The following is a 26,615-nucleotide window of genomic DNA, read 5'->3' on the forward strand; positions in this document are numbered from 1 at the left end:
TGTCCGTCTGGGGTGGACAGTGTCCACGAGCGGTGACAGGCACCACAATGGCACCACAACACCGCAGCTGCACCGAAGCATATTTTATTTATTCAAAAAAAGATGTATGATATGTATTATTAGTTTAGGAATGTGAGGGATGTTATATGAAGTTAACTGGTGAGGAGCTGGAGATTCTTTCGATTTTGGAGGAGAATCATAAGATTCCTGTTGAGGATATTGCTTTGATGGTGAATTCGAGTGTTGAGGATGTTAATGCAATTATTAAGAGGCTTGAGGATGAGAAGGTGATTGTGAGTTATTCTGCTTTGATTGATTGGAGCAAGGTGGCTGGCAAGGATAGTATTGTTGCGATGATTGAAGTAAAGGTGACACCGAAACGCGGAGTGGGTTTTGATGAAGTAGCGGAAAGAATTTATCGTTTTCCTGAGGTTACTTCGCTTTATCTCATGTCCGGTGCCTACGACTTGTCGATTACCATTGAAGGCAAAACCATGAGTGAAATCGCCAGCTTTGTATCTGAAAAGCTATCGACTATCGACAATGTCATTTCTACAACCACACACTTTATGTTAAAAAAATATAAACATGATGGCGTTATTTTTGGCGAAAACAATGATCGTGATCGACGAATGGTGGTTTCACCATGAGAAACGAACATCAACATTATTTGTCTGAAATGGTGAAAGAGTTAAAACCATCTGGAATCAGAAAGTTTTTTGACCTGGCAGCCTCCATGAAAGGAGTCATTTCCCTTGGTGTCGGCGAGCCAGACTTTATCACCCCGTGGAGCATACGCGAAGCCGCCATTCTATCTTTAGAAGAGGGCTTTACATCTTATACGGCCAATCCAGGATTACTTGAACTAAGACAGGAAATTTCAACCTATTTAAACAAACGATTTGGCGTCCAGTATAATCCGGTTGACCAAGTGATTGTGACAGCTGGTGCCAGCCAGGCGATTGACCTTACTTTCCGTGCGATTCTAAATCCGGGTGACGAAGTATTAATTATTGAACCAGCTTTCGTTTCCTATGCACCATTAGTCACGTTAGCTGGCGGTAAGCCAATACCTGTCTCCACACACCCAAGCAATGGCTTTAAACTGACAGCAGAACAAATTGAAAATGCGATTACTAGCCGTACAAAGGCAATATTGTTATGTTCACCGAATAACCCAACGGGAACTTATTTAAACAAGGAAGAACTTACAAACATTGCAGCTGTGGTTGAAAAACACGACCTGCTTGTCGTGTCCGATGAAATCTATGCAGAATTGACCTATGATGACGAATATACTAGCTTTGCCTCAATCGAAGGCATGTACGAACGAACGATCTTAATCAACGGTTTTTCCAAAGGTTTTGCCATGACTGGCTGGCGATTGGGTTTCTTAGCCGCCCCGCAGCCATTCACAGAACAAATGGTGAAAATTTTACAATATACGACCATGTGTGCACCGCATATGCTGCAGCATGGTGCCATCGAGGCTTTACGAAATACCTATCATGAAGTTGAGAGCATGCGAAGAAGTTACCGCAGAAGACGAAATTACATTGTACAGTCGTTGAACAATATTGGTTTGGACTGTCACACTCCAGGCGGTGCCTTCTATGTCTTTCCTTCTATAAAAAAAACAGGCCTGACATCAGAACAATTTGCAGAACAGCTGCTGCTTGCTGAAAAAGTGGCAGTCGTACCAGGAAGTGCATTTGGCGAGAGCGGCGAGGGATATATAAGATGCTCCTACGCCACTTCTCTAGAACAACTCCAAGAAGCAGTGAAACGAATTCAACAGTTCCTAGAATCATTAGAAAAAAGTGGAATTCCTAATGAAGAACTTTATACAAAAAAGTAACAAAAAAACGTCAACCCCCTCACATACATGGGTTGGCGTTTTTTTCATGGCTAACCACAAACCAATAATTGTGGTAAAATCATTCATGGAAACTTCACCGAGAAAAGAGGATAAAGAAAGATGTTACAACAAGATCATTCCAAATCGATTGTCCTGCCACTTATTATTTCAATTATTGCCATATCCTTTTCAGCCATTTTTGTAAAATGGTCCGATGCACCTGCTTCGATTTTAAGCATGTACCGGATGATATTTGCCAGCCTTTTAATGCTGCCCATCGTCTGGAAATACCGTGATGAGTTTAAAAAAATTACAAGCACAGATTGGTTGTATTTATTTTTTTCTGGTCTCTTCTTAGCCTTACATTTTGTCCTTTGGTTCGGATCGTTAAAATTAACGACCGTTGCCAGTTCGACAATCATTCTTGCACTGCAGCCGATTGTCTCATTACTAGGCGGTTACTTCTTATTTAAGGAACGAACAACAGCTGCCGCTTTGATGACAATGGGGATCGCCATTATTGGCGCAATGATGATTGGCTGGGGTGACTTAGCGTTAAGCCCGGACGCCATCCTTGGGGATATTCTCTCCTTTTTAAGTGTAATTGCCGTCGTTGGCTACTTGCTTATCGGCCAAAGTATTGTGAAAAAAGTATCCCACTGGATTTATAGTTTTTGCGTGTTTTTCATAGCGGCTATTGTTCTATCAATTTATAATCTTAGTACCTCGGTTGCTTTCACCGGCTACCCGGCCAAGGAGTGGGGCATCTTCCTTCTGCTTGCAACCGTTCCGACTATTAGTCATGTCATCAATAACTGGCTGTTAAACTATGTGAATGCTACTACGATTTCGATGAGTATATTAGGGGAACCTGTTGGTGCAACCATTTTGGCGGTTATCTTGCTGGATGAGCACCTTGTCAGCTGGCAAATCGCAGGCGGTATGATCGTTCTCCTAGGCGTCTTCTTCTTTTTAATGCAGCAGCAAAGAAGAATTCATATTAGGAGTACTGTTAAAAGTGGGACATAATGAAAACCTCCATCACTGGGGGTTTTCTTTCCTTATACAGGCATTAAACCATCCTCCCGAACACACTCCCGCTTCTTTTCATACGATAAAAAGAAAAATCTTATTAATGGAGGAGATGAAGATGTACAAAGTATTTGCTGGATCTTTCAAAACCAGGGACAATGCCCAGGAACGAGTAGCCTTCCTTCGCGTAAAGGAAATCCAATCCTTTATCGCTGCAACAAATATCCAAGATGAGACCTGGTTTCGAGTACAGGCAGGCGCTTTTTCCACAAGGGAAAATGCAGAAGCAAGAGTAGCAGAAATTAAGGCTAAAACAGGAATAAATGCGTTTATTACAAGTGATACTGTAAGCAGCACAAGCCCGAGTACTAGCATAAGCAATAGCACCACAATCTTAAATCCAAGCACAGCCCCACAATCCATTGACCTAAATCCATCCTCAATAGTAGGTCCTGTCCAACTCTCTGCTGAAAAAATGAACGCTTTTATCAGAACGATTAATCCCAATGCCCCCTTGCTAGGAGAGTATTATAAAAGTTTCGGAGAGTATTACGGTATTAGAGGTGATGTTGCCTTTGCACAAGCTATGCTTGAAACAGACTATTTTCGGTTTACAGGTGACGTAAGAAATGGGCAAAACAATTTTGCTGGAATCGGCGCAACCGGCAGAGGAGCACGTGGTGCAAGCTTCTCTACGCCAGAGGAAGGTGTTCGAGCACATCTTCAGCATTTATATGCTTACGCAACAACAGCAGCCTTGCCAAACCGATACCCATTGGCAGATCCACGCTTTCATTTAGTTAATAGAGGATCTGCACCAACATGGACATCTTTAAACGGAAAATGGGCTGTACCCGGCACCACCTATGGTCAATCAATCTTACGCATATATAAAAGAATGGCTGAATCCTAATACCGAGATGATTAATAAGCAAAGGACATTTGTCCTTTGTTTTTTATCTATTATTATGCCAATCTTCTACTAATTTCCAGTAACTTCGTGTTATGATAATAGCAAATCCTTAAAACTACGAGGGAAAATGATGAATATATCGGGACAAATCACTCTTGTATTAATATCTGTTTCATTTTCAGCTTTTCAAACCTTGGTGAAACATGATCGTTTTTTTACAATCGACTTTCTTATTTTCACTGGGATTGCTTGGGTGGTTGGCTGGCAAATCGATCGAGCACGGTTCTATGAGAAACAAGCCCGTGCCAGTGAAGATAGTTATAAGCAATTAATCGATTCACTTCCAAGGGCAGTTATTATTCACCAAGATAACAGGATAATCTATGTGAATAAGGAAGCCGTAACCATGATAGGGGCAAATCAGAAGGAAGAATTAATTGGGACCTCCATTTATAACTATCTTTTTCCAGAATACAGGGAACGCCTGATAGAACGACTAAAACAAGCAAAAAAGGAAACTCATCCCCTAACCAATATTGAATACAAATTTAAACGAGTTGATGGTTCGGAATTTATCTTTGAATGCTCTTCCATGTTCATTACATATGGCGGAAGGGAAGCTATACTTTCAATTGGAAGAGATATCACGGAAAGAAAAAAACAAACAGAACAATTACTGCAAAAGTCGGAAAAATTAGCTCTTCTCGGTCAAATGGCTGCAGGAATCGCACATGAAATTCGTAATCCACTTACCTCCATTAAAGGCTTCATTCAATTATTCAAAACAGAAAAGCATCAAGATCAATACTATGATATCGTCCTATCGGAACTTGACCGGATCAATGAGATTGTAGGAGAATTTCTTGTTCTCGCCAAACCTACCGCGGCGGTTTTTACCGAAAGCGATGTGAAAGAATTAATCAAAGATGTTGTCATCTTAATTAATTCTCAGTCGATTTTAAACAATGTACAAATTTTCGTTGAATTCGAATGTGACTTGCCCAAAATAAGCTGTGAGGTAAATCAATTAAAGCAGGTCTTTTTAAATCTTTTAAAAAATGCAATCGAGGCCATGCCGGACGGCGGGAACATAGATGTGAAGGTAAAGGCAAAGGCCGAAGGAAAGATTTCCATTCAGATTAGCGATCAGGGTATTGGTATCCCAAAGGAACGAATTCCGACACTTGGTGAACCCTTTTATACGACAAAGGAAAAAGGCACAGGCCTCGGCCTAATGACCTGTTATAAAATTATTGAAACCCATAATGGTCAATTAATGATTTCTAGTGAAATAAATCAGGGCACCACCATTGAAATCATCTTGCCAACGATCACCCAGCCAGTATTTAGCCTTATATAATAAATTGAAGGAACCTTCTGATAAGAGGGTTTCTTCTTTTTTTACAGCGATTTGTAGTAAAATAAACACCAAGGAGGGGAAGTAACAATTGAATTCGAGAGAAATTGTTTATTTAAGTAAGGGGCTGCCTAAAAACAAAGTTTATAAAAATGAAGCCTATATTTCTGGCATCTGGAAAGAATCTTGTAATGAGCTTATTGTCGCCTATAATGAAATAAATGGCGATCAGGTTGCAAACCCTGAGTATCACGGTGGTTCTGATCGTGTCGTCTGCGTGTACCCTTTTGAACATTATTCACACTGGGAAAGTGAATTGGGTGAGGCCCTAACTCCTTCTGCATTCGGAGAAAATCTAACCGTTGCTGGTATGAAAGAGGACCAAGTTTGTATTGGAGATGTCTTTCAAATAGGTGAGGCTGTCCTTCAGGTCTCTCAAGGTCGGTATCCCTGCTCCACCATTAATAAACGCAATAACAACAACCTTCTATTAAAAAAGATTATTAAAACAGGCTATACTGGGTATTTTTTCAGAGTACTAGAGGAAGGAAAAATAACGTCTAATTCCCAGATAAAAAAGCTGGTTTCACACCCTCAGCAAATCACCGTTTCCTCCATCCACCACCTCTACTTCCATGAATCTCCACCTTCTATGGAAAAAATTGAAAAAATATTGGGTGTGGATGAGTTAGCATTTAGTTGGAAAGAATACCTCCTTGATTTAAAAGAGAAACACCTGAAGTGAAGAAGGTCTATTAGAAAATAAGTCGAAAACGGTTAGGAAATATCCTAGCCGTTTTCGACTTATTTCATATTTTCCAGGAAATTTTGTCGAGAAGCTTCATTACCATTCCCTAAAAAGACCCCCTCTTCTCCTCACTGTAACCGATATTTATGGAAACTCAGGATAAAATACCTCATCCATAACAATTTTCGACAATTCCTCAATACATAATATGGTAATATAGTCTTACTTTATTCGAGTTAATTAGAGATAAGACGATAATCTAATGATCATAGGAGTGTCTTGGATGGATTGGTTAGTCAGAAAAAAGTTCATGATTTATTTTACACTTTTTCATACTCTGGGATATTATGTATGGCTCTACTCCCCACACAAAGACCAAGCTGTTAAAACAATTGGCGAGAGTATATTTTTACTAGCCGCCCCACTCACTGCATCAATCATTGTATATTTCGTATACAAAAGTTTGAAATCCCGTGAAAAGATTGTTTGGCTTTTGTTCTCACTTGGTATGTTCAGCAATTTATTGGCTGGTTTGACTAGCTGCTATTATGAATATGTTTTACATAATCAGGCACCATTTCCAGGATGGGCTGATCTCCTTTATATGCTCCAAATCGGATTTTACCTGCTCGCCTTTATTTACAAAATCCGGTTAAAAAATGAAAACCTGCACCTTGTAAAACTTATCATGGATACCTTTATTATTATGACTGTTGCGATTACTTTTAGCTGGCATTTCATTATCCATGATATTCTCGCTCAAATTACTTTTTCCAGTATTGCAGCTGCAGGCTATCCTATCGGAGATTTGATTCTATTTTTTGGTGGAATCATTTTCTATTTAGGTTCGAAAAACTTTTTCCCGATGAAGGTTACTGCTTTTATTCTATTAAGCTTATTCATTCAAGTAATAGCGGATTCTATGCTTCTTTATTTAAACACAATGAATATACCTTTTTCTGAAATTCTATTACAACCTATATGGTCACTTTCCCTTTTATTAATGGGCATTGCTGGCACGCTTGCGGTTGGGGATAGTAAACGGAGCGAACAACCTGCCCCCCACAAAAATAAGATATATACTTTAACAGAATCGATTACTTTACCATTACTATTGCCTTATATAAGTGTGCTTCTTTTATTTATGGTAATGATTTTTCAAAATAAGGAGACAAAAGGATTAATTATTGGTTCAGCTGTCGCCATCCTGCTCGTAATCGTACGACATGTATCTACCTCTATAGAAAATCAATCATTGTTATCTAAGTACCATGACTTGACGGAGGAATTGGAGCTGAAAATCGGGGAAAGAACGGAGGAACTTAGTTCTAAAAATCGACAGCTGCTTTCAGCAGTCCGAAGAATGAAACATATGGCCTACCACGATGTGTTAAGCGGTCTCCCAAATAGAAGAATGTTTTTGGAACGATTGGTAACGGCAATGGATGAGGCCAAACGGAATCATTTTAAACTAGCCGTTATCTTCATTGATTTAGACCGTTTTAAAAACATTAATGATACACTTGGTCATGAATTTGGCGATTTACTTTTAAAACATGTTTCTACTCAAATGGCTAAGAGCGTACGCAAGATTGATACGATTTCCCGGCAAGGCGGGGATGAATTTACCATTCTCCTAAATCGTATCCGGGCGGAGGAGGATATTATCCCTTTAATTGAACGCATTCGGTCGATTGTTGCTAAGCCTATCACTATAGCGGGGCAGGAATTACATGTCTCAATGAGTATAGGTGTGGCATTTTATCCGAATGACGGAAAAAATACAGAAGAGTTAATGAAAAATGCGGATATGGCCATGTATCGTGCGAAGGAAGAAGGAAGGGATAATTACAAATTCTTTTCTATTGATATGAATAAAACCATATCAAGAAAAATGGCATTAGAAAATGGTCTGCGAAAAGCACTTAAAAATGATGAATTTGTTTTATATTATCAACCGCAGGTAAGTTTAATTACTGGGGAAATAGTTGGGGTTGAAACTTTAATACGGTGGAATACGATGGAAGCAGGACTGATTTCACCAAATCATTTTATACCTGTTGCAGAAGAATCCGGTCTTATCATCCCAATAGGGGAATGGGTACTCAATCAAGCTTGTATGCAGGGAAAAGCATGGCATGATTCAGGACATACTCATTTAAAAATTGCTGTCAATCTATCCCCTGTACAATTCCTTCATGATGACCTGGTTGGAATGGTAGTAAATGCTTTAAAGAAAACAGAATTTAATCCAAGCTTTTTGGAATTGGAAATTACGGAGGGCGTTGCTTTTACGGATGCAGAAGCAGCCATAAAAAAAATGCAGGCTTTAAGAGATTTAGGGGTAAGAATATCCATTGATGACTTCGGCACAGGATATTCCTCATTAGTTTATCTAAAAAGATTTCCAATTAACACTTTGAAAATCCCTAAACCATTTAATCAGGATATCATTAAAACCCCAAAGGATAAGGCTTTTGTAGAAACAATTATTCGTTTGGCACATAGTCTCGAGTTAACGGTGGTCGCGGAAGGAATTGAGACAATTGAACAGTGGCACTATCTAAAAGAACTCCAATGTGATGTGGTACAGGGCGACCTATATAGCAAACCGCTAACCGTAACCCAATTAAGTGCCATCGTTGAAAATAACAAAATAACAACGACCTCTTAACGTTAAGAAAAGCAATATCCAAATGCTTACATGAACAATGACTTTTCAAACTACTACACACTAAGGAACAAAAAAGAACAGGTAGACATTTACTTTCCATAAATATGTATAAACCACTCTTTTTCGTAAACTCTATTTTTAAAGCATGTTAAAAGGAGACTAAATGGTGAATACATATGAAATAACAAACATGATCATTGATGATGATTTTGAAAGTGAGGAATACGTGACCGCTGAGTTTACCTGCGATTTTAAGGATTACAGCATTACGTTTAAAAAGGCGGACCTTGAAATCATTAATTCCTGGGTATTTGAGGAAGAAACATCGCTTCCGGCAAATTTATCAGATACACTTATCGAATCTATTCGAGAAGATGTAAAAAAGAGAATATAATTTTTAATGCTGATTGGTATCTCCAGTCAGCATTTTTTTTGATATTTTAGCCTTCCGCAGATATATTTGAATATAAACAGATATATTTCATTTAACACAGATATATTTGGATTCTCGCAGATATCTGCCCGTTAGCCTTTTTAAGTCCAGTTAGATTAGCCATTTTTCTTGATTATTCACTAATGGAGGAAACGAAACTGAAAAAAATACTTAAACGAATATTTATATTTCTACTCTTGCTGTCTTTATTTATTTTTCTTAACAACAGTTCCATTTTTGCAAAGGATCGTAAAGGGGATCCTTTGCTTCTCGCACACCGCGGACTTGGACAAACGTTTAGTATGGAGGGCATTACGGGAGAAACATGTACAGCAGAGCGAATATACCCGCCTGAGCATCCTTATCTGGAAAATACCATTCCTTCCATGGAGGCAGCTTTTGAAAATGGCGCGGATGTCGTGGAATTGGATATTAAACCGACAAAAGATGGGCAATTTGCTGTTTTTCATGACTGGACGCTGGAATGCCGGACAAATGCCGAAGGAACGACGAAGGAATACACGATGGCAGAATTAAAGCAGCTCGATATTGGCTATGGTTATACAGCAGATAACGGAAAGACCTATCCTTTTCGCGGTAAGGGTGTGGGTCTCATGCCATCACTGGATGAAGTATTAACCCATTTTCCAGATGAATCATTACTCATTCATATTAAAAGTGATGACCCTGAGGAAGGAATCCAGCTTGCTGATGTACTCGCTAAACTGCCAGAAGACCGATTAAGTCAAATCACTGTTTATGGTGGTGACCAGCCGATTGCCGCGATAAAAGAAGAACTTCCAGACCTCCGCATCATGTCGAAGGCGGCACTAAAAAGCTGTCTTCTCCCTTATATCGCTGTTGGCTGGACTGGATATATCCCATCCGCCTGCGAGAAAACACAATTGCATATTCCAGAAAAATATGGACCATGGTTATGGGGCTGGTCAGATAAATTCTTAAATCGAATGGACAGTGTCGATACGAGAGTGATTGTGGTTGCTGGTGATGGCGGTTGGTCAGAGGGCTTTGATACACCAGAGGATTTAGAAAGACTACCTGCCGACTATAACGGCGGGATTTGGACCAATCGGATTGATGAAATTGCACCCAATTTTAAATAAGATCTGTGAAGTGCTCGGTACTTACTATTAAAAAGCGCTCCTTTATTAAAGGAGCGCCATTTTTTTATAATTTTTTCACATACTCGGACTTTAAACTCATGGCACCAAAACCATCAATTTTACAGTCAATATTGTGATCCCCATCCACAAGCCGAATATTTTTTACCTTCGTACCTTGTTTTAGTGTCGATGAGCTTCCCTTTACTTTAAGGTCCTTGATAACCGTTACCGTATCTCCATCGCTTAATACATTACCATTTGCATCTTTAATAACTCTTTCTTCTTCTTCAGCAACAGCTTCTAAACTCCACTCATGACCGCATTCCGGACAGATCAAGAGACTTCCATCTTCATATGTATATTCAGAATTACATTTTGGACAATTTGGCAAATTAGACATGTTGTTTTTCCTCCTCTATCCTAAATATCTCATCCAAGTATAGTGGATTTCCCATAAAGATTCCACCTATTACAGTATTGTTCCACCAGTTCGGACAAAAGCATGGATTCATGAAGACCATTTACTCTTACTCTTTCAATTTTTGGGCTTCATGAACCTCTCATGAGGACCATATTCTCTCATTCTTCCATTTTTGGGCTTCATAAACCTCCCATGAGGACCATATTCTCTCATTCTTCCATTTTTGGGCTTCATGAGCCTCCCATGAGGACCATATTCCCTCATTCTTCAATTTTTGGGCTTCATGAATCTCCCATGAGGACCACATTCTCCCACTCCACCATATTTTGGGCTTCATGGTGACCACTTTATAAATATTGGTTCTCATGAACATAATGATGAAGCTTTCATACGAAATCAAAAAACTGAATTCAATTTGTTGACAATAAGTGAAATATGTATTATATTTATCTCGAATTAAAAATATATTGTTTGATGATGTTTTAATTCAAAACAATTGGAAATAAAAAATCCTATATAGATTTATAAAAAACAACAAGGGGTGCACAGCATGGGTTTTTTAAACAAATTATTTGGTACAACAACTAAGGAGGAAGAAACAATGACAAACACTAAATTAAAAATCGGTATTATTTTAGGAAGCACACGTGATGGACGTGTAAGTCCACAAGTAGGCGAATGGGTAAAAGGAATCGCTGACCAACGCGGAGATGCAGATTATGAAATCGTAGATATCGCAGATTACAAACTACCATTCTTAGGTACAACAGATGGCTCAGAACCAGGAATCGCTGCTTGGAATCAAAAACTTGCAAGCTTAGACGGATTCGTATTCGTTGTTCAAGAATACAACCACAGCATTACAGGTGCATTAAAGAATGCTTTAGATTTCGCACGTGAAGCTTGGAATGACAAAGCTGCTGGTATCGTAAGCTATGGTTCAACTGGTGGAGCTCGTGCCGCTGAACACTTACGTGGAATCCTTGGTGAGTTAAAGGTTGCTGACGTTCGTACACATCCAACATTGTCATTATTCACAGACTTTGAAAACGGATCTGTCTTCAAACCAGCAGATTTACACCAAACAAATATGACTGCAATGCTTGACGAAGTAAACGCTTGGAGCGGCGCATTAAAAACAATCCGATAAAACAATTTGACCCTCGGCTATATTAGTCAGGGGTTTTCCAAAAGAACGCCAGAGTCTAAATCAGACTCTGGCGTTCTTTTGTTTTTTCCAATTTGTCCAAGCCTCTCCTTTCTACTTGCATATTTTATTTTTAAAGGATAATAAGTTTTTGAAAGGAGAATGGCAATTGTCAAAAGTTATCCATATGAATTTAAGAGTTGACCCGACTCAGTATATTCCTCAGATTCGCGATATTCCGGGCTATGATTATATCCATTTGGTCAGACAGCCTAAGTATATGGTTAATCTGCCTCTTCTCAATGAGAAGGTTCACTATTATAGTGAAATATTTTCACCAAAAGAATATGTACGAAAGAATGATGTCTCTCTTATCCACGCACACCATGGTCAATTAGGTCTTTTACTTCTACCCTTTAAAGAAGAAACCAACCTGCCGCTCGTCACCAGTTTCCGCGGACGAGATGCAACCCTTGCCAATCAGCCCTTAGGCTATTTAGACGGCATGAAAATGCTTTTTGAACAAGGAGAACAATTTTTCCCTGTGTGTCAGTATTTAGCACATCGAATTAATCTTTGGGGATGTCCAGCTGATAAAATCAGAGTTCTATATGGCGGTGTCGACCTTGACCTTTTTCCATTTAAACCACGAACATCCCAAGGCACACAAAACATCATTTCCATTGGAAGATTAGTAGAAAAGAAAGGTCACCATGTTCTTATGCAGGCATTTAAAAAGATTAAAGCTAAATTTCCAAAGGCCACATTGACCATTATTGGCGGCGGTGAATTAGAAGGTCTGCTTAAATCGTTTGCCGCACACTTAAATTTAGGCACGTCCTTTCAGTTATTAAATCGCGTTCCAAAAAGCCAAATCCCTGAATTAATGGCACAAGCTGACCTTTTCTGTGCACCCAGCTTAACTTCTTCAAATGGGGATGTGGAAGGAATTCCAAATACAATAAAAGAGGCGATGGCAACGGGTATTCCCGTCCTCACCACCAACCATGCTGGTATTCCGGAAATTATCACCAATAACAAAGACGGAATTTTAGTAAGGGAAAACGATGTTGACCATCTAGCGCAGGCATTAGAATTTATGTTACTGAATCGCAACAAATGGGAAAGCTATGTCCTTTCTGCACGCCAAAAAGTAGAGCAGCACTTTGACCAGAAAAAGCAGCTCTTACTTCAAGCCAATTATTATGATGAGTTGTTAGGGGGATCAAAATGACAGATTTTAGATCCATTCAAGTAACCAAGGGAATCAAAACCTTAGAGATTGTTAACCCCACTAGCTATCCTTTAATCGGAATGGGTGCACAAGGAGCCGTCTTTAAACTTTCAGAGGATCGTTGTGTAAAAATATACACCAATCCGCTTCAAGCCAAAATGGAAATGGAAGCATTGAACGCAGGAAAGAGCTTACCTTTTTTCCCGCGGCTTTATGAATATGGGGAAAATTATAACGTCATTGACTACTTTAATGCTCCTACCTTAAAGGAATATCTCCGGAATTGCACCCATATGCCGGAATCTATTGCAAGGAAACTCTTACACATTTTAGGCGAAATGAAAAAAGCAAAATTCACGATGGTTGATGCCCCGCTAAGGCATATTTTTGTTCTTAAAAATGAAGACCTAAAACTAATTGACCACGTGAATGCCTTCAAGCGAATTCACCCCGTTCCGTTAAAATTATTGCGAGATTTAAATATGATGCTGCTAAAGGAATCCTTCCTATCCTGGGTTAAAAAGCTTGAACCAGAGACCTATGAAATGTGGCAGAGGTATTTTAATGAAAACAAAATGGATTATCGAAATATTCCGGTCGATCCGGGAGGAGATGGTGAGGGAGTAAAAGTAGACAGCGCCATCTCACAAACCTTAATTGGAGCAGGTCACCAAGGGGCAGTCTATCGGGTTTCAGAGAATCGGTGCGTGAAAATCTATCCGAAACCGCAGCATTGCAAACAAGAAAAAGATGTTCTCCTATCTCATCAAAACCTTTCCTTTATTCCAAAGGTCTATGAAACAGGAGAAAATTATGTGGTCATGGAATATTTAAGCGGACCTGACCTAAATACCTTTCTAAAAAAACAAACTACCCTTCCACCTGTTGTGACACAACTTTTACTAAAGATTTTAACATCCCAAAAACAATCAGGATTCAAACAAATTGATGCGCCATTACGGCATGTGTTTGTAACCAAAAGCGGATTTAAAATGGTTGACCATGTATACTCATACTCTCGAATACAAAATCGACCATTAGAGCTATTTCAAAATCTACACGAAAGAGGGTTCCTTGATGCCTTCCTAGAGCAAGTAAAGGTTCTTGATCCTGCCACACATGCAGAATGGACAAAAACACCGATCCCACTCACAGATGAAGAAGCTCAATTAGAAATCATCAACATTGAAGGAAAAGCAGAGCCAAAACATAAAAAAGAGAGTGAGCATAAAAAGGGACATGATCGTAAGAAGGGACATGACCATAAGAATGGACGTGACCGCAAAAAAGATCGTGATCGCAAAAAAGGGAAGGACAATGGGAAGGATCGTAACCATAAAAAAGGGCAGGATCGTGATCAGGACCACCGCGGCAAAAAAGACGATGATAAAAAGAATCGCAAACAAAACAAAGAGCATGGTAATGAGAACGACCGTAAAAAAGGATCCGGTAAGAGAAAATGAACATTCTAGTGACAGGTGCGGCAGGTTTCATTGGGTTTCATCTTACCAAACGGTTATTGGATCTCAATTATCATGTCATTGGTGTGGACAACCTAAATGAATATTATGATGTTGAGTTAAAGAAAAGCCGTTTACAATTAGTAGAGGGGAATGAAAAGTTCCAATTTCACAAAATTGATTTGGCTGATTACGATTCATTAGCAAAACTTTTTAAGAATCAATCAATCCCGATAGTGATTCATTTAGCAGCTCAAGCTGGAGTCCGGTACAGTCTTACCCATCCACAATCTTATGTTCATTCAAACGTAGCTGGTTTTGTAAATATTCTTGAGGCATGCAGACATCATCAAGTGAAGCACTTACTCTACGCATCGTCCAGTTCCGTTTATGGAGCTAATACAAAAACCCCCTTCTCTACCCTAGACTCTGTGGACCATCCGGTAAGTATTTATGCAGCTACAAAAAAGTCGAATGAGTTAATGGCACACACATACAGCCACTTATTCAATCTTCCCACCACCGGTCTTCGCTTTTTTACGGTCTATGGCCCGTGGGGAAGACCCGATATGGCCTACTATTCCTTTACAAAAGATATTATTGAAGGAAACACAATTAACGTTTATAACAATGGCGATTTGCGGAGAGATTTCACGTATATTGATGATATTGTCGAAGGTATGATCAAACTGCTCGATCATCCTCCAGTACCTGACACAAACAGAATCCCAGACCCTAGTACGAGTCATGCTCCCTTCAAAATCTACAATATCGGCAACCATAACCCCGTTAGATTAATGGATTTTATTAATACGTTAGAGAATCTAATAGGCAAAAAAGCTAAAATTGACTTCCTTCCAATGCAGCCGGGGGACGTAAAAGAGACCTACGCGGATATAACCGATCTGCAGAAGGCAACAGGGTTCTCTCCTGCAACCCCATTAGAAAAAGGGTTAGGTCAGTTCGTAGAATGGTATAAAAAGTATAACTCTTAAAAAGCAATCCCCTCTTTGTTAGAGGGGATTTTTGTTTCGGGCAAGTGGCTGGCTTCTACTTCACCCGAATTGTTTCTTCACAAAAGTTCGGGCACATAGAAAAAATTCTAAATGCCCTTAACTGTTTCGCTAGAATTCCTCTTTGGAAAGGTACTTTAAGGTTTTATAATTCCTTGCTCTTTTGCCTTAAACACTGCTTTATGCCTTCCCGTCACATCTAATTTAGAATAAATATTGGAAATATAATTCTTCACTGTCCCTTCCGTTAAGAAAAACTTCCTTGCTATCTCACGGTTGGATAAACCATTGGAAAGTTCGTTTAAAACCTCAATTTCTCTTTCCGTAAGTCCAAAATGGTTCTTTTTACTTTTATACTCTACTTCTTTTCCAGAGGGTTGAATCCACTGGGTTATCAATTGCTTGGCAATCTCCTGGGTAATCAGTGTTCCACCGTGATGAACAAGTCTAATTCCTGCTGCAAGATCCTTAGGATGAATGGCTTTTAATAAATATCCCTCTGCTCCCGCAGCCAACGCCTCTCTGACATACCCTAATTCCTCAAATGTTGTTAAAATCATCACCTTAACACTAGGAAATTCCCTTTTTATATAAGCCGTTGCCTCTACTCCATTCATGAGCGGCATATGTATATCCATCAGCACTACATCAGGAGAAAGCATTTCCGTTGAATCAATGGCTCTTTTTCCGTTTTCAGCTGTACCGACGATCTCAAAGTCTGCTTCCCCACCGAGTACAATAGCAAGGCTCGCGGTAATCAGCTCTTGGTCATCCACAATTAACACTTTTATCATCCTAAGTAAGCTCCTCCCTCAAACGGTTTACCATTACAGGTAAAAAACAACTCACAACCGTCCCCTCATTTGTACTCGACTTTATGTGTATATTTCCTTGGAGCGATTCCAGGCGCTCTTTCATTCCGCTAAGACCAAATCCATATTTTATATCACTCATTCCCTTGCCATTATCTTTAATTGTCAGGATTACCTTTTCGGGCTCTTCCTTTAGCGTTATCACAATTTCATTTGCATGCCCATGACGAATAGCATTGGTTAATGACTCTTGAAGACAGCGAATCAGGGTAATAGTTCCTTGAGAGGATATACTCATTTCTTTTGGTCCTGAATGCTCAAAATGAATCACTGTTTTCGTATGAAGCGCAAAATCATCGGCAATCTTTTTCAACTGGGAAGATAATTCCTCTCTATCTTCACTCGGCGAAATCTGATGAATTTGCGTTCTAATTTCTCCTAATGATTTTCTCATCACATCGCTTAACATATTCACTTGTTCCTGCGCTTGTTCCGGGGATGTTTTCATTAAAAACGATGCGGCATCAAGCCCCATAATGACGGAGGTAAAGGTGTGCCCAACCGTATCATGAAGATCTCGTGCCAGCCGGTTTCTTTCCTCCAATAAAGTGACTTTTTCAATCTGCTTGGCATATTCCTCTAAAAGTTGATTTTGCCTCCGGTTTTCTTCTAGAAGTAACTGAGTTTTCTTCTCCGCTTCAATGACTTTCGCTACAGAAATACCGATACCAAAAAAGAAGAATCCATCAATAACACCCAAACCTAAATGATCTAATCCGACTGCCAGTACGGCCAGAAATGGAACAACGGAAAATCCCGACCAAAGAAGCCATCGCACCGAACCAGGCTTGCTGTAAATTCCGGCACAGAGTGCAGGATAGGCCAAGAAAGATGAATACTCTCCTAATAAATAGCAGCCGACAATTAAGAACAATCCGCTAAATATTAATTCTAGTAAAGGATAGTTTTTAACAGCTAAACTATCCACCTTATATCCAGACCACTGTGGAATAAGGAACGCTGCAAAAAACAAAGGCAGAATCAGCCAAAAGAACGGCCGCGAGGCTAGAAATATAGCCATGAACAATAAATGAAAAACGAACCAGCCGATTCTTGTAATTTGCGCCGTTTTATATACCCAATGAGTTTCATTTCGAATTGGCAGCATATAGAGCACCTTCATTTTTATGAATTTTATCTATACTATATTCCACACACAATTCCCTTTCACCTTTTGCAATAAATCCTGAGGTCATAAAAAGTCATATGACCCCCTTATGACGAAGTTCACTTTTAGGTATGACCGCTTCTCGTAGATAATGAGGATACAAATTGAAGAAAAAAGGGGAAATAAAAATGAAGAATTTTTTATATCGACATGGTTTGGTGCTGTTTCTTGTAGTTATGATTGGCAGAGGATTAATCGGAATGTTTGCAGTAAAGGGGATTCAATCTATTAATCCAGCACTTACAATCGAGAAGGATTTAGGCTGGTTAATCATGCTGATTTATGCAACTTGCGTTATCTTGGTAGTGAAATGGGTAAAAATTGACAAAGAGATTGGTTTAACCAAGCCATCTTCTCTTAAAGATTGGTATGTTTGGTTACCAACTCTAATTATCCCAATTACATTGGCATTCTATTTGGGCTTTAATTCTACCTTGGGGCATATTCCACTCTTACTTATTGCAGCTACAGGCGTTGCGGTTAATGAAGAAATACTATTCAGAGGAATTCTACTCCGAACTATTTTACCATTTGGAAAGGCATTCGCGGTCATTGTTCCATCGCTATTATTTGGAATTTCACACCTTGGTAATATCTTTGTCGGCGGTGATCTAACATACGGACTATTCCAATTTGGATGGACATTTTTCGCTGGTATGGCATTAACAGCAATGGTTTTAGCAAATAAAAGCTTACTCCCGGCCATCGCCTTCCACTTTGTTTTGGATGCGATAGAGTATGGGGCAACAGGAGCATACGGCGTGCATAGCACAGAATATTCAATTCAATGGTTAAGTATTTTCCTTTTACTCAACTTAGTATTTTTCCTATACTCGCTATATTTATTAAAAACGTCAAAAACAAACCAGCACCAGATTAAATTTGCCAGCACATCGACTAGGTAGTCTATAAGAAAGAGGATGACTCAAAAATGGAGTCATCCTCTTCTTTAAACAAACCAATTATTAGAAAACAATTGTTTTATTTTCGTGGACAATAATCCGATCTTCAATATGCCACTTTACTGCCCGTGCCAAAACACTTCTTTCTATTCTGCGTCCAATTTTTTTCAAATTGTCAACATCATCATGATGACCAACGCGGGCAATATCCTGTTCAATAATCGGACCTTCATCAAGGTCATTGGTTACATAATGGGAGGTTGCCCCAATTAGTTTTACACCACGGGCATGTGCTCGTTCATAGGGTCTTGCCCCGACAAAAGCAGGTAAAAAGGAATGATGAATATTAATGATTTTGTTTGGATTCGCAGCCACAAAATCAGACGTTAAAATTTGCATATAGCGGGCCAATATCACCAAATCAATCTCATAGTCTTTTAATAATTGAAGCTGCTGGGCTTCTACCTGGGCACGAATATCTTTATTTGCTGGAATATAATAAAACGGAATGTTCAAGCTTTCAACGGCATCTCTTGCTTCCTCATGATTACTGATTACAAGGGCAATATCCGCCATTAAATCCCCGCTTTGCCATTCCCATAACAGCTCGAGCAGACAGTGAAGTTCCTTTGATACAAAGATAGCAGCCTTTTTCACTTGATACACATGAGTTAATTTCCAATCCATCGAGAACTGCTCAGCAATAGCCGCAAACTGCCCTTCCATATCCTTCGCCTTTTCCTTTAATCCCGGGCATTCAAATTCAATCCGGATAAAAAATATTCCACCTTCTGGGTTGGTTGAATACTGGCTGGATTCAATGATATTCGCTTGATAAGAAAACAAAAAGTTTGAGATGGCTGAAACAATACCAGGCTGGTCTGGGCAGCTCACAAGCAGACGGCCGCGGTTTTGATTTACCTGCTGAAAAGATTGTATTTGGTCCTTTATATATGAATTCATTGTTCTATCTCCTCTATTATTATTAGAAAAGATTATACAGCAGACAGCCCATTTAAGCGAAGACTTTTCAAAAAATTTCACAAATTCGATTTCACAAGAGAATAATGGTAAAATTTTTTTTAATAAGGAGGTTTTGCGATATGAAGATTGCTTTCATTTCTGATATTCATGGCAATGCCATTGCACTGGAGGGTGTTCTCAAAGATATCGAAAATCTAGGGATTGATAAGATTTATGTGCTAGGAGATATTTGTTACCGTGGGCCGGAGCCGAAACGCTCCCTTGATTTAGTCCGCTCTTTACATACAGAGGTAATTAAAGGAAATGCCGATGAATGGGTAGTGCGCGGTGTTCGTGAGGGGGAAGTCCCCGATAAAGCATTGGCATTAATGAACCTTGAACGAGAATGGATTGTTCAGAAGCTAGAACCAGCTGACATTCGTTATTTAGAGAATTTGCCCACTCACTTAAACTTTACCATTGAGGACGTTGAAATCTCTGCCTTCCACGCAACTCCAACAAGTTTATTTGATGTTATAACGCCCAACGCAGATGACAACCAAATTGAAACGAGTTTAATGCAGGAAGCCAATGCCCAAATCTATGTTTATGCACATATCCACAAGCCCTATATTCGGTATCTAAATGGCAAAATAATTATGAATATCGGCAGTGTAGGGTTGCCATTTGATGGACTAACAAAGTCATCCTATGGACTAGTGGAAATCGCGGATGGTCATGTAACGACATCGATTAGAAGGGTCAGTTATGACCGCGAACGTGTCATCACACTCTATAACGAAGGTAATTACCCAAATGCCGAAATGATGAGTAACGTGATTCGAAGTGCAAGAATTTAGGGAAAAACGCTGCTGACTATAATTGCAGGTGTTTGCTTTGACTTTACTTAATAGGAGAATGGAAAAATGAAGTTACTTGTAAAGAATATGAATGAGGAATATGCAAAGCAAATCTTAACGTGGAAGTATGAAGCACCTTATGATTTTTATAATAATGAGGAAAGCGCTGAATCTCTTAAAGAATTACTAGATGCCCCTTATTATGCCGTGGTAAATCAATGCAATGAATTGGTTGGCTTCTTTTGTGTTGGAAGTGCTGCCCGAGTGCCATACGGCTCCACAGTAGGTGCCTATTTGGAGGATATGAATGATATTGGAATCGGCATGAATCCTGCCCTAACTGGTCAAGGTTTTGGTGCTGAATTCTTCACGTTTATTCTTTCCTATATTCAAGAAACCTTTAAAGATGAATCCCTGCGTTTAACCGTCGCATCATTTAACAAACGGGCTATTCATCTTTATACAAAACTTGGATTTATAAAAAAAGTGAAGTTTACTAGAGGGTCAACCCCTTTTATTACAATGGTTAAAAATTTCACAGCATAAGGAATGGCCGTCGACAATTCTGTTAACGGCCATTTTTTTATACGAGCAAGTACTGAAATTTCCCTTGCAGCTCCTCCTGTTCTTGATTAAACAATGTTTTTATTAACTCAACACTCGTCGGCCTGCTAAAATAGTAGCCTTGCATATTATGACAGCCAATACTGCATAAAAACTGATATTGCTCGATTTCTTCCACGCCCTCAGCCACCACATTCATCCCTAGATTTTTTCCCATTGCCACTAATGTTCGGCATATCGATCGCTGATTTTTATTATTTAATCCGTCAATAAAGGATTTATCAATTTTAATGGTATTAAACGGATACTGAACAAGGTAACTAATCGAAGAATAGCCGACACCAAAATCATCAAGAATGAGATCAACGCCTATATCCTGTAATTCTTTTATCGTATTTAAGGTTTTCTGGACATTGGTCATGGCCGTTCTTTCTGTAATTTCAATCTTTAGTAGATTAGGCGGCAGCTGATAGCGCTCCAACGCGTCTTTAACACTATCTAAGAAAGACTCAAGATTAATTTGCCTGGCGGGCACATTTATTGATACATAAAAAGGAGGCAAATTCATATCCAGCCATTGTTTACGCTGCTTACATGCAGTTTCCAACACCCAATTGCCTAATTTAATGATGAGATCGGACTCTTCTGCAATTTGAATAAATTCTCCTGGTGGTATGGCCCCCAAAACAGGATGTTTCCAGCGAAGGAGTGCTTCCAACCCAATCACTTGTTTACCGTAAACATCGACAATCGGTTGGTAATCTAAGTATAATTCATTCTTTTCTATAGCTTTATGAAGATATTGTTCAAGTAACAGCTTACGTGAAAGACTGGTGGTCATTCCCGTTTCATAGGGCTGAATTCCCACGCCGCTTTCTTTTGCAAGATACATAGCATGGTCCGCCTTCTGAACTAATCCTTCTGCGTCATATCCATGATCAGGGAAAATGCTCATCCCAATACTTGCACTCAGTACATATTCATTTCCGAGCAGCATAATAGGTTTAGCGATGACTCCGTTAATTCTCGCCGCGGTCTCCTGAAGTGCCTCTTTCGTTGCCAGATTTTTAAGCAAAATGACAAACTCATCCCCGCCTTGACGTGAAATAACATCATCATTCCTCACACTGCCCCTCAACCGTTCTGCGATAACCTGTAACACCTTATCTCCCATTTTATGACCAAGGGAGTCATTGATATATTTAAATCGATCAAGATCCAAGAATATGACTCCTACCAGTTTTTGGTTTTCCTTTGCATCAGTCAACGCTTTTTGGAGCTCATGATCCAGCTTCCGTCTGTTTGGCAGACCGGTTAAGGAGTCGTGAAAAGCTAGATACGTTAACTTTTCCTCTGCCTTTTTCCGCTTCGTAATATCTACGATAATCCGGTCCATTCTAAAAGGTTCATAGGAATAATCAGAAATAATCGGAACAATAAAATCAGACATCCATTTTTGCTCACCGCTCTTGGTAACAATGCGGTACTCATGCAGCGAGGACTTTCCTTTCCTGGCCAGCTCCATATGCTTGCATGCACCTTTTTTATCATCCGGCAGGATAAGTGCTTCCCACAAACCTGGTTCTCTTAAAAACTCCTCTTCGTGGTAGCCAAAAATGGTCTCACAAACGGGTGACATCGTAATCGTCTCCATGGTTTTCGCATCCAGAGACCACAAGCAGATTTCGATACTCGTAAAGATATTGTCCCAATTACTGCGCATGGGCGGAGATATTAGAGGATTTTCATGATTTACATCTGTAATATAGCCGCATATACCAAGAATCATTCCATCTACTTCAATAGGAATGGATAGAATATCTACCGCCAATTTATGACCGTTACGATGTCTTAGCTTCGTTTGGAAGCTCAACCTTTCTCCTTTAAGAACAGCATTAATATGCCTAATCGTCCGATCAATCTCCTCTTCTTCTAAAACCGAGACAAAATTCCGATGATCATTACGATGTCTTTTATAACCTGTTAATTCTTGAACTGCTTCATTCGAATAAACAATACTACCCTCCAAATCCATTACATAACAAGGATATGGAACGCCAAAAAGTAAAGGCTTACAAACCTTAATAAAAGAATTTAAGTCTGATTTTTTGATCTCATTTCTCAAAAGAAAACTCCTTTCCAGGACACTGAGATTCAACCACTTTTCCATCTTTCCTACTAAGGTGACCATATACTAAATTCAAAGAATTAGCTGTGATAGATATCAACAAAATCAGACATTTTTTTCGGTTTGTTCAATGAATAATTCGCCATATTTTTTAAAAAGAATTTGAATAATAGTCAAAAACCCTGCCTACTTCTGTAGACAAGGTTTTTTAAAAGATAAGTATAAATTTTTGAACCTAGATTACTGTCCAGCTCCAGCGCCCTAGCGGCTAGTGTCCTTCGCTCTCCGCCCTACGATAAGTCAACATCGAATCGCCTCCGGCTCTTCGTGTTTCCTTTATCTCAGTTGGAGCGCTCCAGGCCATACGCCGCTGACCAGGGCGCTTCCGCTTTTCTTTTAATACTGTTGATTTTTATGCCATTTCCATGCATCAGCAATAATTTGTTCTAAGTTTCGCTCCGCTTTCCAGCCCAATTCGCTATAGATCTTTTGCGATGAAGCGACGAGCCTAGCCGGATCCCCTGCACGACGGTCGGCCATTTCAACCTTTGCATTCACCCCAGTTACTCTCTCACACGTCTCTATGACCTCTTTTACCGAGTAACCAAGTCCATTTCCTAAATTATAGATTTCTGTATTTTTCTTCTCAGTTAATAATGCATCCAGCGCAAGGATATGCGCGCTGGCTAAATCCGTAACATGGATGTAATCCCGGATACATGTTCCATCTGGTGTATCATAATCTGATCCGAAAACACTTACCTTTTCACGCTGCCCCAACAGCTGCTGCAGGATAATCGGAATTAAATGCGTTTCTGGATCATGGCTTTCCCCAATCCTAGAAGATTTATGGGCACCTGCCGCATTAAAATAACGAAGAACCACATAGCGCAAACCATAAGCTTTTGAAAAGTCAGCAAGCATTTGTTCAATCATCAATTTAGAATGGCCATACGGGTTAATCGGTGATGTTACCGTTTGTTCATCGATAATCTCAACATTTGGTATTCCATATGTTGCAGCAGTAGATGAGAAAATAAAGTTTTTTACATTGTTTTTCATCATCACCCTTAATAGAGTTAAAGTCGCTGCTACATTATTTTGATAATATTTGAGTGGGTCAACCACTGATTCTCCAACCAAACTGAAAGCAGCAAAATGCATAACAGCCTTGATCGGATAGCTGGAGAAAATCATTTGCAGGTCTTCTTCGTTTCCAAGATCACCCTTAACAAAAATCGCCCTATCATCAATCGCTTCACGATGACCCGTCGTTAAATTATCTAATACAATAACGTCTTCCTTATCCACTAACTCCATCACAAGATGACTGCCGATATAACCAGCACCGCCAACGACAAGAATCATATTCATTACTCCTTATGTCAGAAAAATTTTTCGCTCTTTTTATTTTATCACAAATTTATTGAAACGTAAGAAACCTCAATTACGTCGAATCTACGCATAGAAAAAATTGGAAAATAACAGATTGAAAAGGAGGAATATTTCGAATATAATTTCTTTTACACGACACTTTTCTATTATATAAATGTACTGATATAAAAAGACAATAATAGGGGGAGAATATGAAGTTTGTTAGATTAATTACATATTACTTACTGGGTATTATTTCCATATTTTGCGTAAGTATTTTTCCACAATATTTTTCTACAAGAGGAGTTCCGGATTCGCCTGGATACTTCGAACAATTAATTTCCTTTGGCAAGGACTTCTTTAAGCCTGAATCATGGATATATAAAATGGAAGTCTCAAAAGCAGGCGGTGCTCCTATGATGGAGATTATGGGGCCAGCATTTATGTATTCTATACAAATTTTAGTAGGTGCCCTGTCATTAGGTTTTATCGTAGCGATACTCCTGGCACTAGAATCCGCCTTCCTACCAAACATGGTGTTGAATCCGATTAAAAAGCTGCTTGATGTATTGGAGTCAGTACCAGACTTAATTGTCGCCACCCTTTTACAAGTATTATCTATTTTTATCTTTAAGTCATTTGGCGTTGATTTATTTAGCGTGGCCAGTTTTAAAGAAAAAGCTTATTTTGCACCTATTGTTACATTGGCGATCCTGCCCCTTGTATCCATGTTTAAACTTCTGCTGCTCATGATTGAGGAAGAGTTTTTAAAGGTGTATGTCACCTTCGCAAAAAGTAAAGGAATAGACAAGTTTAATATTTTAGTAAGGCATATAATAAAAAATATCATGCCCATTTCATTTCACCACATGAAGATTATTATTTGGGGAACCCTTTCTAGTCAATTTATTATCGAACGAGTATTCAATGTCCACGGACTGACGCATTACTTACTTGATAACTTCCAACCAATCACTGTATTCGTTACACTTGCCCTTATTTTTACACCATTCTACTTCTTATTTCAATTGATTGATATGTGGCAAAATGAAGAACAACCGTTATCCTATGAGAAACGACGAACCTCCTGGTGGAAAAATTGGCGATTGCAAAATGTGCTGGCATGGACAAAGAGAACCACTGGAAATATTGCATATTCTTTTAAAACAATTAATCTTCGAAAAATATCACCATTTCGTCCGGTCATGCTGTTCCTCTTTTTATTTACCAGACACATGAAAAATTGGAAGTTTGCCCTTGGAGCCTTATTTTTTATAGTAGCCATCAGCTATAGTCTGATTTATTCGGTTACGACCGATAATCATGTGGATCAAGTCCGGCTTTATTACTCAGAAGACGGCGTAAAACTACTTGGTGCGGCACCGCATGCACCAACAAAGCCTTTTTTCTTTGGTTCTGACAAATTAGGGTTCAGCCTCTTTGACCAGTTAGTGATTGGTGCGAAGTATACGTTGATTTTTGCTTTGTTAATTGCCTTATTGCGGGTTCTTGGAGGCCTTTTGTTTGGAATCTTTTATGCGTTTCACCTAGGTCCCCGCACGCAGCAATGGCTTGGAAAGCTCGTAGATTCTATCCATTTTCTGCCGCTTAGTTTGGTTGCTTACATCTTACTTGCACCAATATTAATGCCGGCATTTACCGGTTTTGGCTATGAATTCACCTATACCCTTACCGAACGTATTTTACTAGAGATGTTTATCTTAACTATATTGGTCGTTCCGTTAACAACCGTTTTACTAGGTAAAGAGATCAAGCGAGTACTAGACTATGAATTTATCGCCAGTGCGCGTGTTTTAGGCGGCAGCAAATTTCATCTCTTCTGGCGCCATATCTTCCCGCATATCGGGGCGCGGTTAACGATTTTATTGGGAACTCAATTTATCCAAGTATTATTAATCTTTATTCATTTAGGGATTTTTAAATTTTTCTTTGGCGGGACAAAGCTTAGCTATGACCCGATGGGGGCAGATCCGCCCACTTCGATAACCCATGAATGGTCAGGATTAATTGGTGAATTAGGGAGAACTACCATCGCTTCAGGCCGTTACTGGTACCTATGGATTTTAGCTGCCTTCATGCTGGCGATCTTTGCGATGCAACTGATTATCCAGGGAGTGAAAGAAATGCAGCAAGTGAAGGTTGGCGTGTTATATAAACTTCCAAAAGCTCGTAAGAAAAAGGCTATAAACACAAGTGAAGTTCCTTCCTATCAAATTTCGAAGGATAGTTTTAAAGTAATTGGAAACAATGAAGGTCTTGATGAACCTGATGTTGCTCGGAGGATTGACCGAGGGAAAAAACCACGGTTTAAACGAGGTTTTGAACAAGGGATGTAGAAAAAAATGCCCC

Annotated in this window: 23 protein-coding genes; 17 read left to right on the forward strand and 6 right to left on the reverse strand. The window is 39.3% G+C overall.

Annotation, left to right across the window (positions count from 1 at the left end):
- Window positions 1–146: 146 nt before the first annotated feature.
- The 9 genes from AC2TFD_RS26010 (at window position 147) to AC2TFD_RS26050 (ending at window position 10,139) form a co-directional block, all read left to right on the forward strand.
- A complete protein-coding gene (locus AC2TFD_RS26010; RefSeq protein ID WP_335516535.1) occupies window positions 147–650 on the forward strand; it encodes an Lrp/AsnC family transcriptional regulator in 504 nt (167 codons plus the stop codon).
- Complete coding sequence (locus AC2TFD_RS26015; protein WP_484674206.1) at window positions 647–1,858, forward strand: aminotransferase; 1,212 nt, start codon at window positions 647–649, stop codon at window positions 1,856–1,858. Before AC2TFD_RS26010 ends, AC2TFD_RS26015 begins: the two co-directional genes overlap by 4 nt.
- 120 nt (window positions 1,859–1,978) lie before the next feature.
- The gene (locus AC2TFD_RS26020; RefSeq protein WP_484674207.1) at window positions 1,979–2,887 is read left to right on the forward strand and encodes a DMT family transporter; all 909 of its coding nucleotides are present in this window, start codon (window positions 1,979–1,981) and stop codon (window positions 2,885–2,887) included.
- Between the two features lie 121 nt (window positions 2,888–3,008).
- Window positions 3,009–3,803 (forward strand): SPOR domain-containing protein, encoded by a 795-nt coding sequence (locus AC2TFD_RS26025; protein WP_484674208.1) that lies wholly within the window; start codon window positions 3,009–3,011, stop codon window positions 3,801–3,803.
- A gap of 130 nt (window positions 3,804–3,933) precedes the next feature.
- Window positions 3,934–5,163 (forward strand): ATP-binding protein, encoded by a 1,230-nt coding sequence (locus tag AC2TFD_RS26030; protein WP_484674209.1) that lies wholly within the window; start codon window positions 3,934–3,936, stop codon window positions 5,161–5,163.
- Between the two features lie 88 nt (window positions 5,164–5,251).
- On the forward strand, window positions 5,252–5,905 hold the full coding sequence (locus tag AC2TFD_RS26035; RefSeq protein WP_484674210.1) for an MOSC domain-containing protein: 654 nt from the start codon (window positions 5,252–5,254) through the stop codon (window positions 5,903–5,905).
- 286 nt (window positions 5,906–6,191) lie between these two features.
- A complete protein-coding gene (locus AC2TFD_RS26040; RefSeq protein ID WP_484674211.1) occupies window positions 6,192–8,582 on the forward strand; it encodes a DUF4084 domain-containing protein in 2,391 nt (796 codons plus the stop codon).
- Window positions 8,583–8,745: 163 nt separating this feature from the next.
- A complete protein-coding gene (locus AC2TFD_RS26045) occupies window positions 8,746–8,976 on the forward strand; it encodes a hypothetical protein (RefSeq protein WP_484674212.1) in 231 nt (76 codons plus the stop codon).
- 182 nt (window positions 8,977–9,158) lie between these two features.
- Complete coding sequence (locus AC2TFD_RS26050) at window positions 9,159–10,139, forward strand: glycerophosphodiester phosphodiesterase family protein (protein ID WP_484674213.1); 981 nt, start codon at window positions 9,159–9,161, stop codon at window positions 10,137–10,139.
- A gap of 64 nt (window positions 10,140–10,203) precedes the next feature.
- Here the strand turns inward: AC2TFD_RS26050 and AC2TFD_RS26055 are convergent, their stop codons facing one another.
- Window positions 10,204–10,539: a zinc ribbon domain-containing protein YjdM gene (locus AC2TFD_RS26055; RefSeq protein WP_335516561.1), complete on the reverse strand. Its 336-nt coding sequence runs from the start codon at window positions 10,537–10,539 to the stop codon at window positions 10,204–10,206.
- A gap of 571 nt (window positions 10,540–11,110) precedes the next feature.
- Between AC2TFD_RS26055 and AC2TFD_RS26060 the strand changes: the two genes are divergently transcribed.
- The 4 genes from AC2TFD_RS26060 to AC2TFD_RS26075 all read left to right on the forward strand — a co-directional run bounded on the left by AC2TFD_RS26060 (window position 11,111) and on the right by AC2TFD_RS26075 (window position 15,396).
- Entirely contained in the window at window positions 11,111–11,710 is a 600-nt protein-coding gene (locus tag AC2TFD_RS26060; RefSeq protein ID WP_335514723.1) for an NADPH-dependent FMN reductase, read from the forward strand.
- A 166-nt stretch (window positions 11,711–11,876) separates the two neighbouring features.
- A complete protein-coding gene (locus AC2TFD_RS26065) occupies window positions 11,877–12,941 on the forward strand; it encodes a glycosyltransferase (RefSeq protein ID WP_484674214.1) in 1,065 nt (354 codons plus the stop codon).
- On the forward strand, window positions 12,938–14,404 hold the full coding sequence (locus AC2TFD_RS26070) for an RIO2 family protein (RefSeq protein WP_335514718.1): 1,467 nt from the start codon (window positions 12,938–12,940) through the stop codon (window positions 14,402–14,404). Before AC2TFD_RS26065 ends, AC2TFD_RS26070 begins: the two co-directional genes overlap by 4 nt.
- The gene (locus AC2TFD_RS26075; protein WP_484674215.1) at window positions 14,401–15,396 is read left to right on the forward strand and encodes an NAD-dependent epimerase; all 996 of its coding nucleotides are present in this window, start codon (window positions 14,401–14,403) and stop codon (window positions 15,394–15,396) included. The genes AC2TFD_RS26070 and AC2TFD_RS26075 overlap by 4 nt, the downstream gene beginning before the upstream one ends.
- 155 nt (window positions 15,397–15,551) lie before the next feature.
- On the opposite strand, the gene AC2TFD_RS26080 is transcribed toward AC2TFD_RS26075, so the two are convergent.
- On the reverse strand, window positions 15,552–16,208 hold the full coding sequence (locus AC2TFD_RS26080) for a response regulator transcription factor (RefSeq protein ID WP_335568815.1): 657 nt from the start codon (window positions 16,206–16,208) through the stop codon (window positions 15,552–15,554).
- Between the two features lies 1 nt (window position 16,209).
- Entirely contained in the window at window positions 16,210–17,394 is a 1,185-nt protein-coding gene (locus AC2TFD_RS26085) for a histidine kinase (RefSeq protein ID WP_335568814.1), read from the reverse strand.
- Between the two features lie 188 nt (window positions 17,395–17,582).
- Here AC2TFD_RS26085 and AC2TFD_RS26090 point away from each other — a divergent pair, with 188 nt between their 5' ends.
- The gene (locus AC2TFD_RS26090) at window positions 17,583–18,359 is read left to right on the forward strand and encodes a CPBP family intramembrane glutamic endopeptidase (RefSeq protein ID WP_484674216.1); all 777 of its coding nucleotides are present in this window, start codon (window positions 17,583–17,585) and stop codon (window positions 18,357–18,359) included.
- A 60-nt stretch (window positions 18,360–18,419) separates the two neighbouring features.
- Here the strand turns inward: AC2TFD_RS26090 and purU are convergent, their stop codons facing one another.
- Entirely contained in the window at window positions 18,420–19,319 is a 900-nt protein-coding gene (gene purU / locus AC2TFD_RS26095; protein WP_484674217.1) for a formyltetrahydrofolate deformylase, read from the reverse strand.
- 140 nt (window positions 19,320–19,459) lie between these two features.
- On the opposite strand from purU, the gene AC2TFD_RS26100 reads away from it, so the two are divergent.
- Together AC2TFD_RS26100 and AC2TFD_RS26105 are read left to right on the forward strand one after the other, a co-directional pair.
- Entirely contained in the window at window positions 19,460–20,179 is a 720-nt protein-coding gene (locus tag AC2TFD_RS26100) for a metallophosphoesterase family protein (RefSeq protein ID WP_335568811.1), read from the forward strand.
- Window positions 20,180–20,245: 66 nt separating this feature from the next.
- Window positions 20,246–20,725 (forward strand): GNAT family N-acetyltransferase, encoded by a 480-nt coding sequence (locus AC2TFD_RS26105; RefSeq protein WP_335518125.1) that lies wholly within the window; start codon window positions 20,246–20,248, stop codon window positions 20,723–20,725.
- A gap of 37 nt (window positions 20,726–20,762) precedes the next feature.
- Here the strand turns inward: AC2TFD_RS26105 and AC2TFD_RS26110 are convergent, their stop codons facing one another.
- Both AC2TFD_RS26110 and galE read right to left on the reverse strand, forming a co-directional pair.
- Window positions 20,763–22,868 carry a sensor domain-containing protein gene (locus AC2TFD_RS26110; RefSeq protein WP_335568810.1) on the reverse strand — a complete coding sequence of 702 codons (2,106 nt, stop codon included), beginning with the start codon at window positions 22,866–22,868 and terminating at the stop codon, window positions 20,763–20,765.
- Window positions 22,869–23,267: 399 nt separating this feature from the next.
- Window positions 23,268–24,239, reverse strand: coding sequence for a UDP-glucose 4-epimerase GalE (gene galE / locus AC2TFD_RS26115; protein ID WP_335568809.1), 972 nt, complete (start codon window positions 24,237–24,239; stop codon window positions 23,268–23,270).
- A 218-nt stretch (window positions 24,240–24,457) separates the two neighbouring features.
- Here galE and AC2TFD_RS26120 point away from each other — a divergent pair, with 218 nt between their 5' ends.
- Complete coding sequence (locus AC2TFD_RS26120; RefSeq protein ID WP_484674218.1) at window positions 24,458–26,602, forward strand: ABC transporter permease subunit; 2,145 nt, start codon at window positions 24,458–24,460, stop codon at window positions 26,600–26,602.
- Window positions 26,603–26,615: the final 13 nt, after the last annotated feature.

The organism is Neobacillus sp. plas4, from assembly GCF_057221695.1.

What these genes read in the sequence shown, in the direction of transcription:
- AC2TFD_RS26010 (WP_335516535.1), top strand. Translation starts at nt 147, where the DNA reads ATGAAGTTAACTGGTGAGGAGCTGGAGATTCTTTCGATTTTGGAGGAG.
- AC2TFD_RS26015 (WP_484674206.1), top strand. Translation starts at nt 647, where the DNA reads ATGAGAAACGAACATCAACATTATTTGTCTGAAATGGTGAAAGAGTTA.
- AC2TFD_RS26020 (WP_484674207.1), top strand. Translation starts at nt 1,979, where the DNA reads ATGTTACAACAAGATCATTCCAAATCGATTGTCCTGCCACTTATTATT.
- AC2TFD_RS26025 (WP_484674208.1), top strand. Translation starts at nt 3,009, where the DNA reads ATGTACAAAGTATTTGCTGGATCTTTCAAAACCAGGGACAATGCCCAG.
- AC2TFD_RS26030 (WP_484674209.1), top strand. Translation starts at nt 3,934, where the DNA reads ATGAATATATCGGGACAAATCACTCTTGTATTAATATCTGTTTCATTT.
- AC2TFD_RS26040 (WP_484674211.1), top strand. Translation starts at nt 6,192, where the DNA reads ATGGATTGGTTAGTCAGAAAAAAGTTCATGATTTATTTTACACTTTTT.
- AC2TFD_RS26045 (WP_484674212.1), top strand. Translation starts at nt 8,746, where the DNA reads ATGGTGAATACATATGAAATAACAAACATGATCATTGATGATGATTTT.
- AC2TFD_RS26050 (WP_484674213.1), top strand. Translation starts at nt 9,159, where the DNA reads ATGGAGGAAACGAAACTGAAAAAAATACTTAAACGAATATTTATATTT.
- AC2TFD_RS26055 (WP_335516561.1), bottom strand. Translation starts at nt 10,539, where the DNA reads ATGTCTAATTTGCCAAATTGTCCAAAATGTAATTCTGAATATACATAT.
- AC2TFD_RS26060 (WP_335514723.1), top strand. Translation starts at nt 11,111, where the DNA reads ATGGGTTTTTTAAACAAATTATTTGGTACAACAACTAAGGAGGAAGAA.
- AC2TFD_RS26070 (WP_335514718.1), top strand. Translation starts at nt 12,938, where the DNA reads ATGACAGATTTTAGATCCATTCAAGTAACCAAGGGAATCAAAACCTTA.
- AC2TFD_RS26075 (WP_484674215.1), top strand. Translation starts at nt 14,401, where the DNA reads ATGAACATTCTAGTGACAGGTGCGGCAGGTTTCATTGGGTTTCATCTT.
- AC2TFD_RS26080 (WP_335568815.1), bottom strand. Translation starts at nt 16,208, where the DNA reads ATGATAAAAGTGTTAATTGTGGATGACCAAGAGCTGATTACCGCGAGC.
- AC2TFD_RS26085 (WP_335568814.1), bottom strand. Translation starts at nt 17,394, where the DNA reads ATGCTGCCAATTCGAAATGAAACTCATTGGGTATATAAAACGGCGCAA.
- AC2TFD_RS26090 (WP_484674216.1), top strand. Translation starts at nt 17,583, where the DNA reads ATGAAGAATTTTTTATATCGACATGGTTTGGTGCTGTTTCTTGTAGTT.
- purU (WP_484674217.1), bottom strand. Translation starts at nt 19,319, where the DNA reads ATGAATTCATATATAAAGGACCAAATACAATCTTTTCAGCAGGTAAAT.
- AC2TFD_RS26100 (WP_335568811.1), top strand. Translation starts at nt 19,460, where the DNA reads ATGAAGATTGCTTTCATTTCTGATATTCATGGCAATGCCATTGCACTG.
- AC2TFD_RS26105 (WP_335518125.1), top strand. Translation starts at nt 20,246, where the DNA reads ATGAAGTTACTTGTAAAGAATATGAATGAGGAATATGCAAAGCAAATC.
- galE (WP_335568809.1), bottom strand. Translation starts at nt 24,239, where the DNA reads ATGATTCTTGTCGTTGGCGGTGCTGGTTATATCGGCAGTCATCTTGTG.
- AC2TFD_RS26120 (WP_484674218.1), top strand. Translation starts at nt 24,458, where the DNA reads ATGAAGTTTGTTAGATTAATTACATATTACTTACTGGGTATTATTTCC.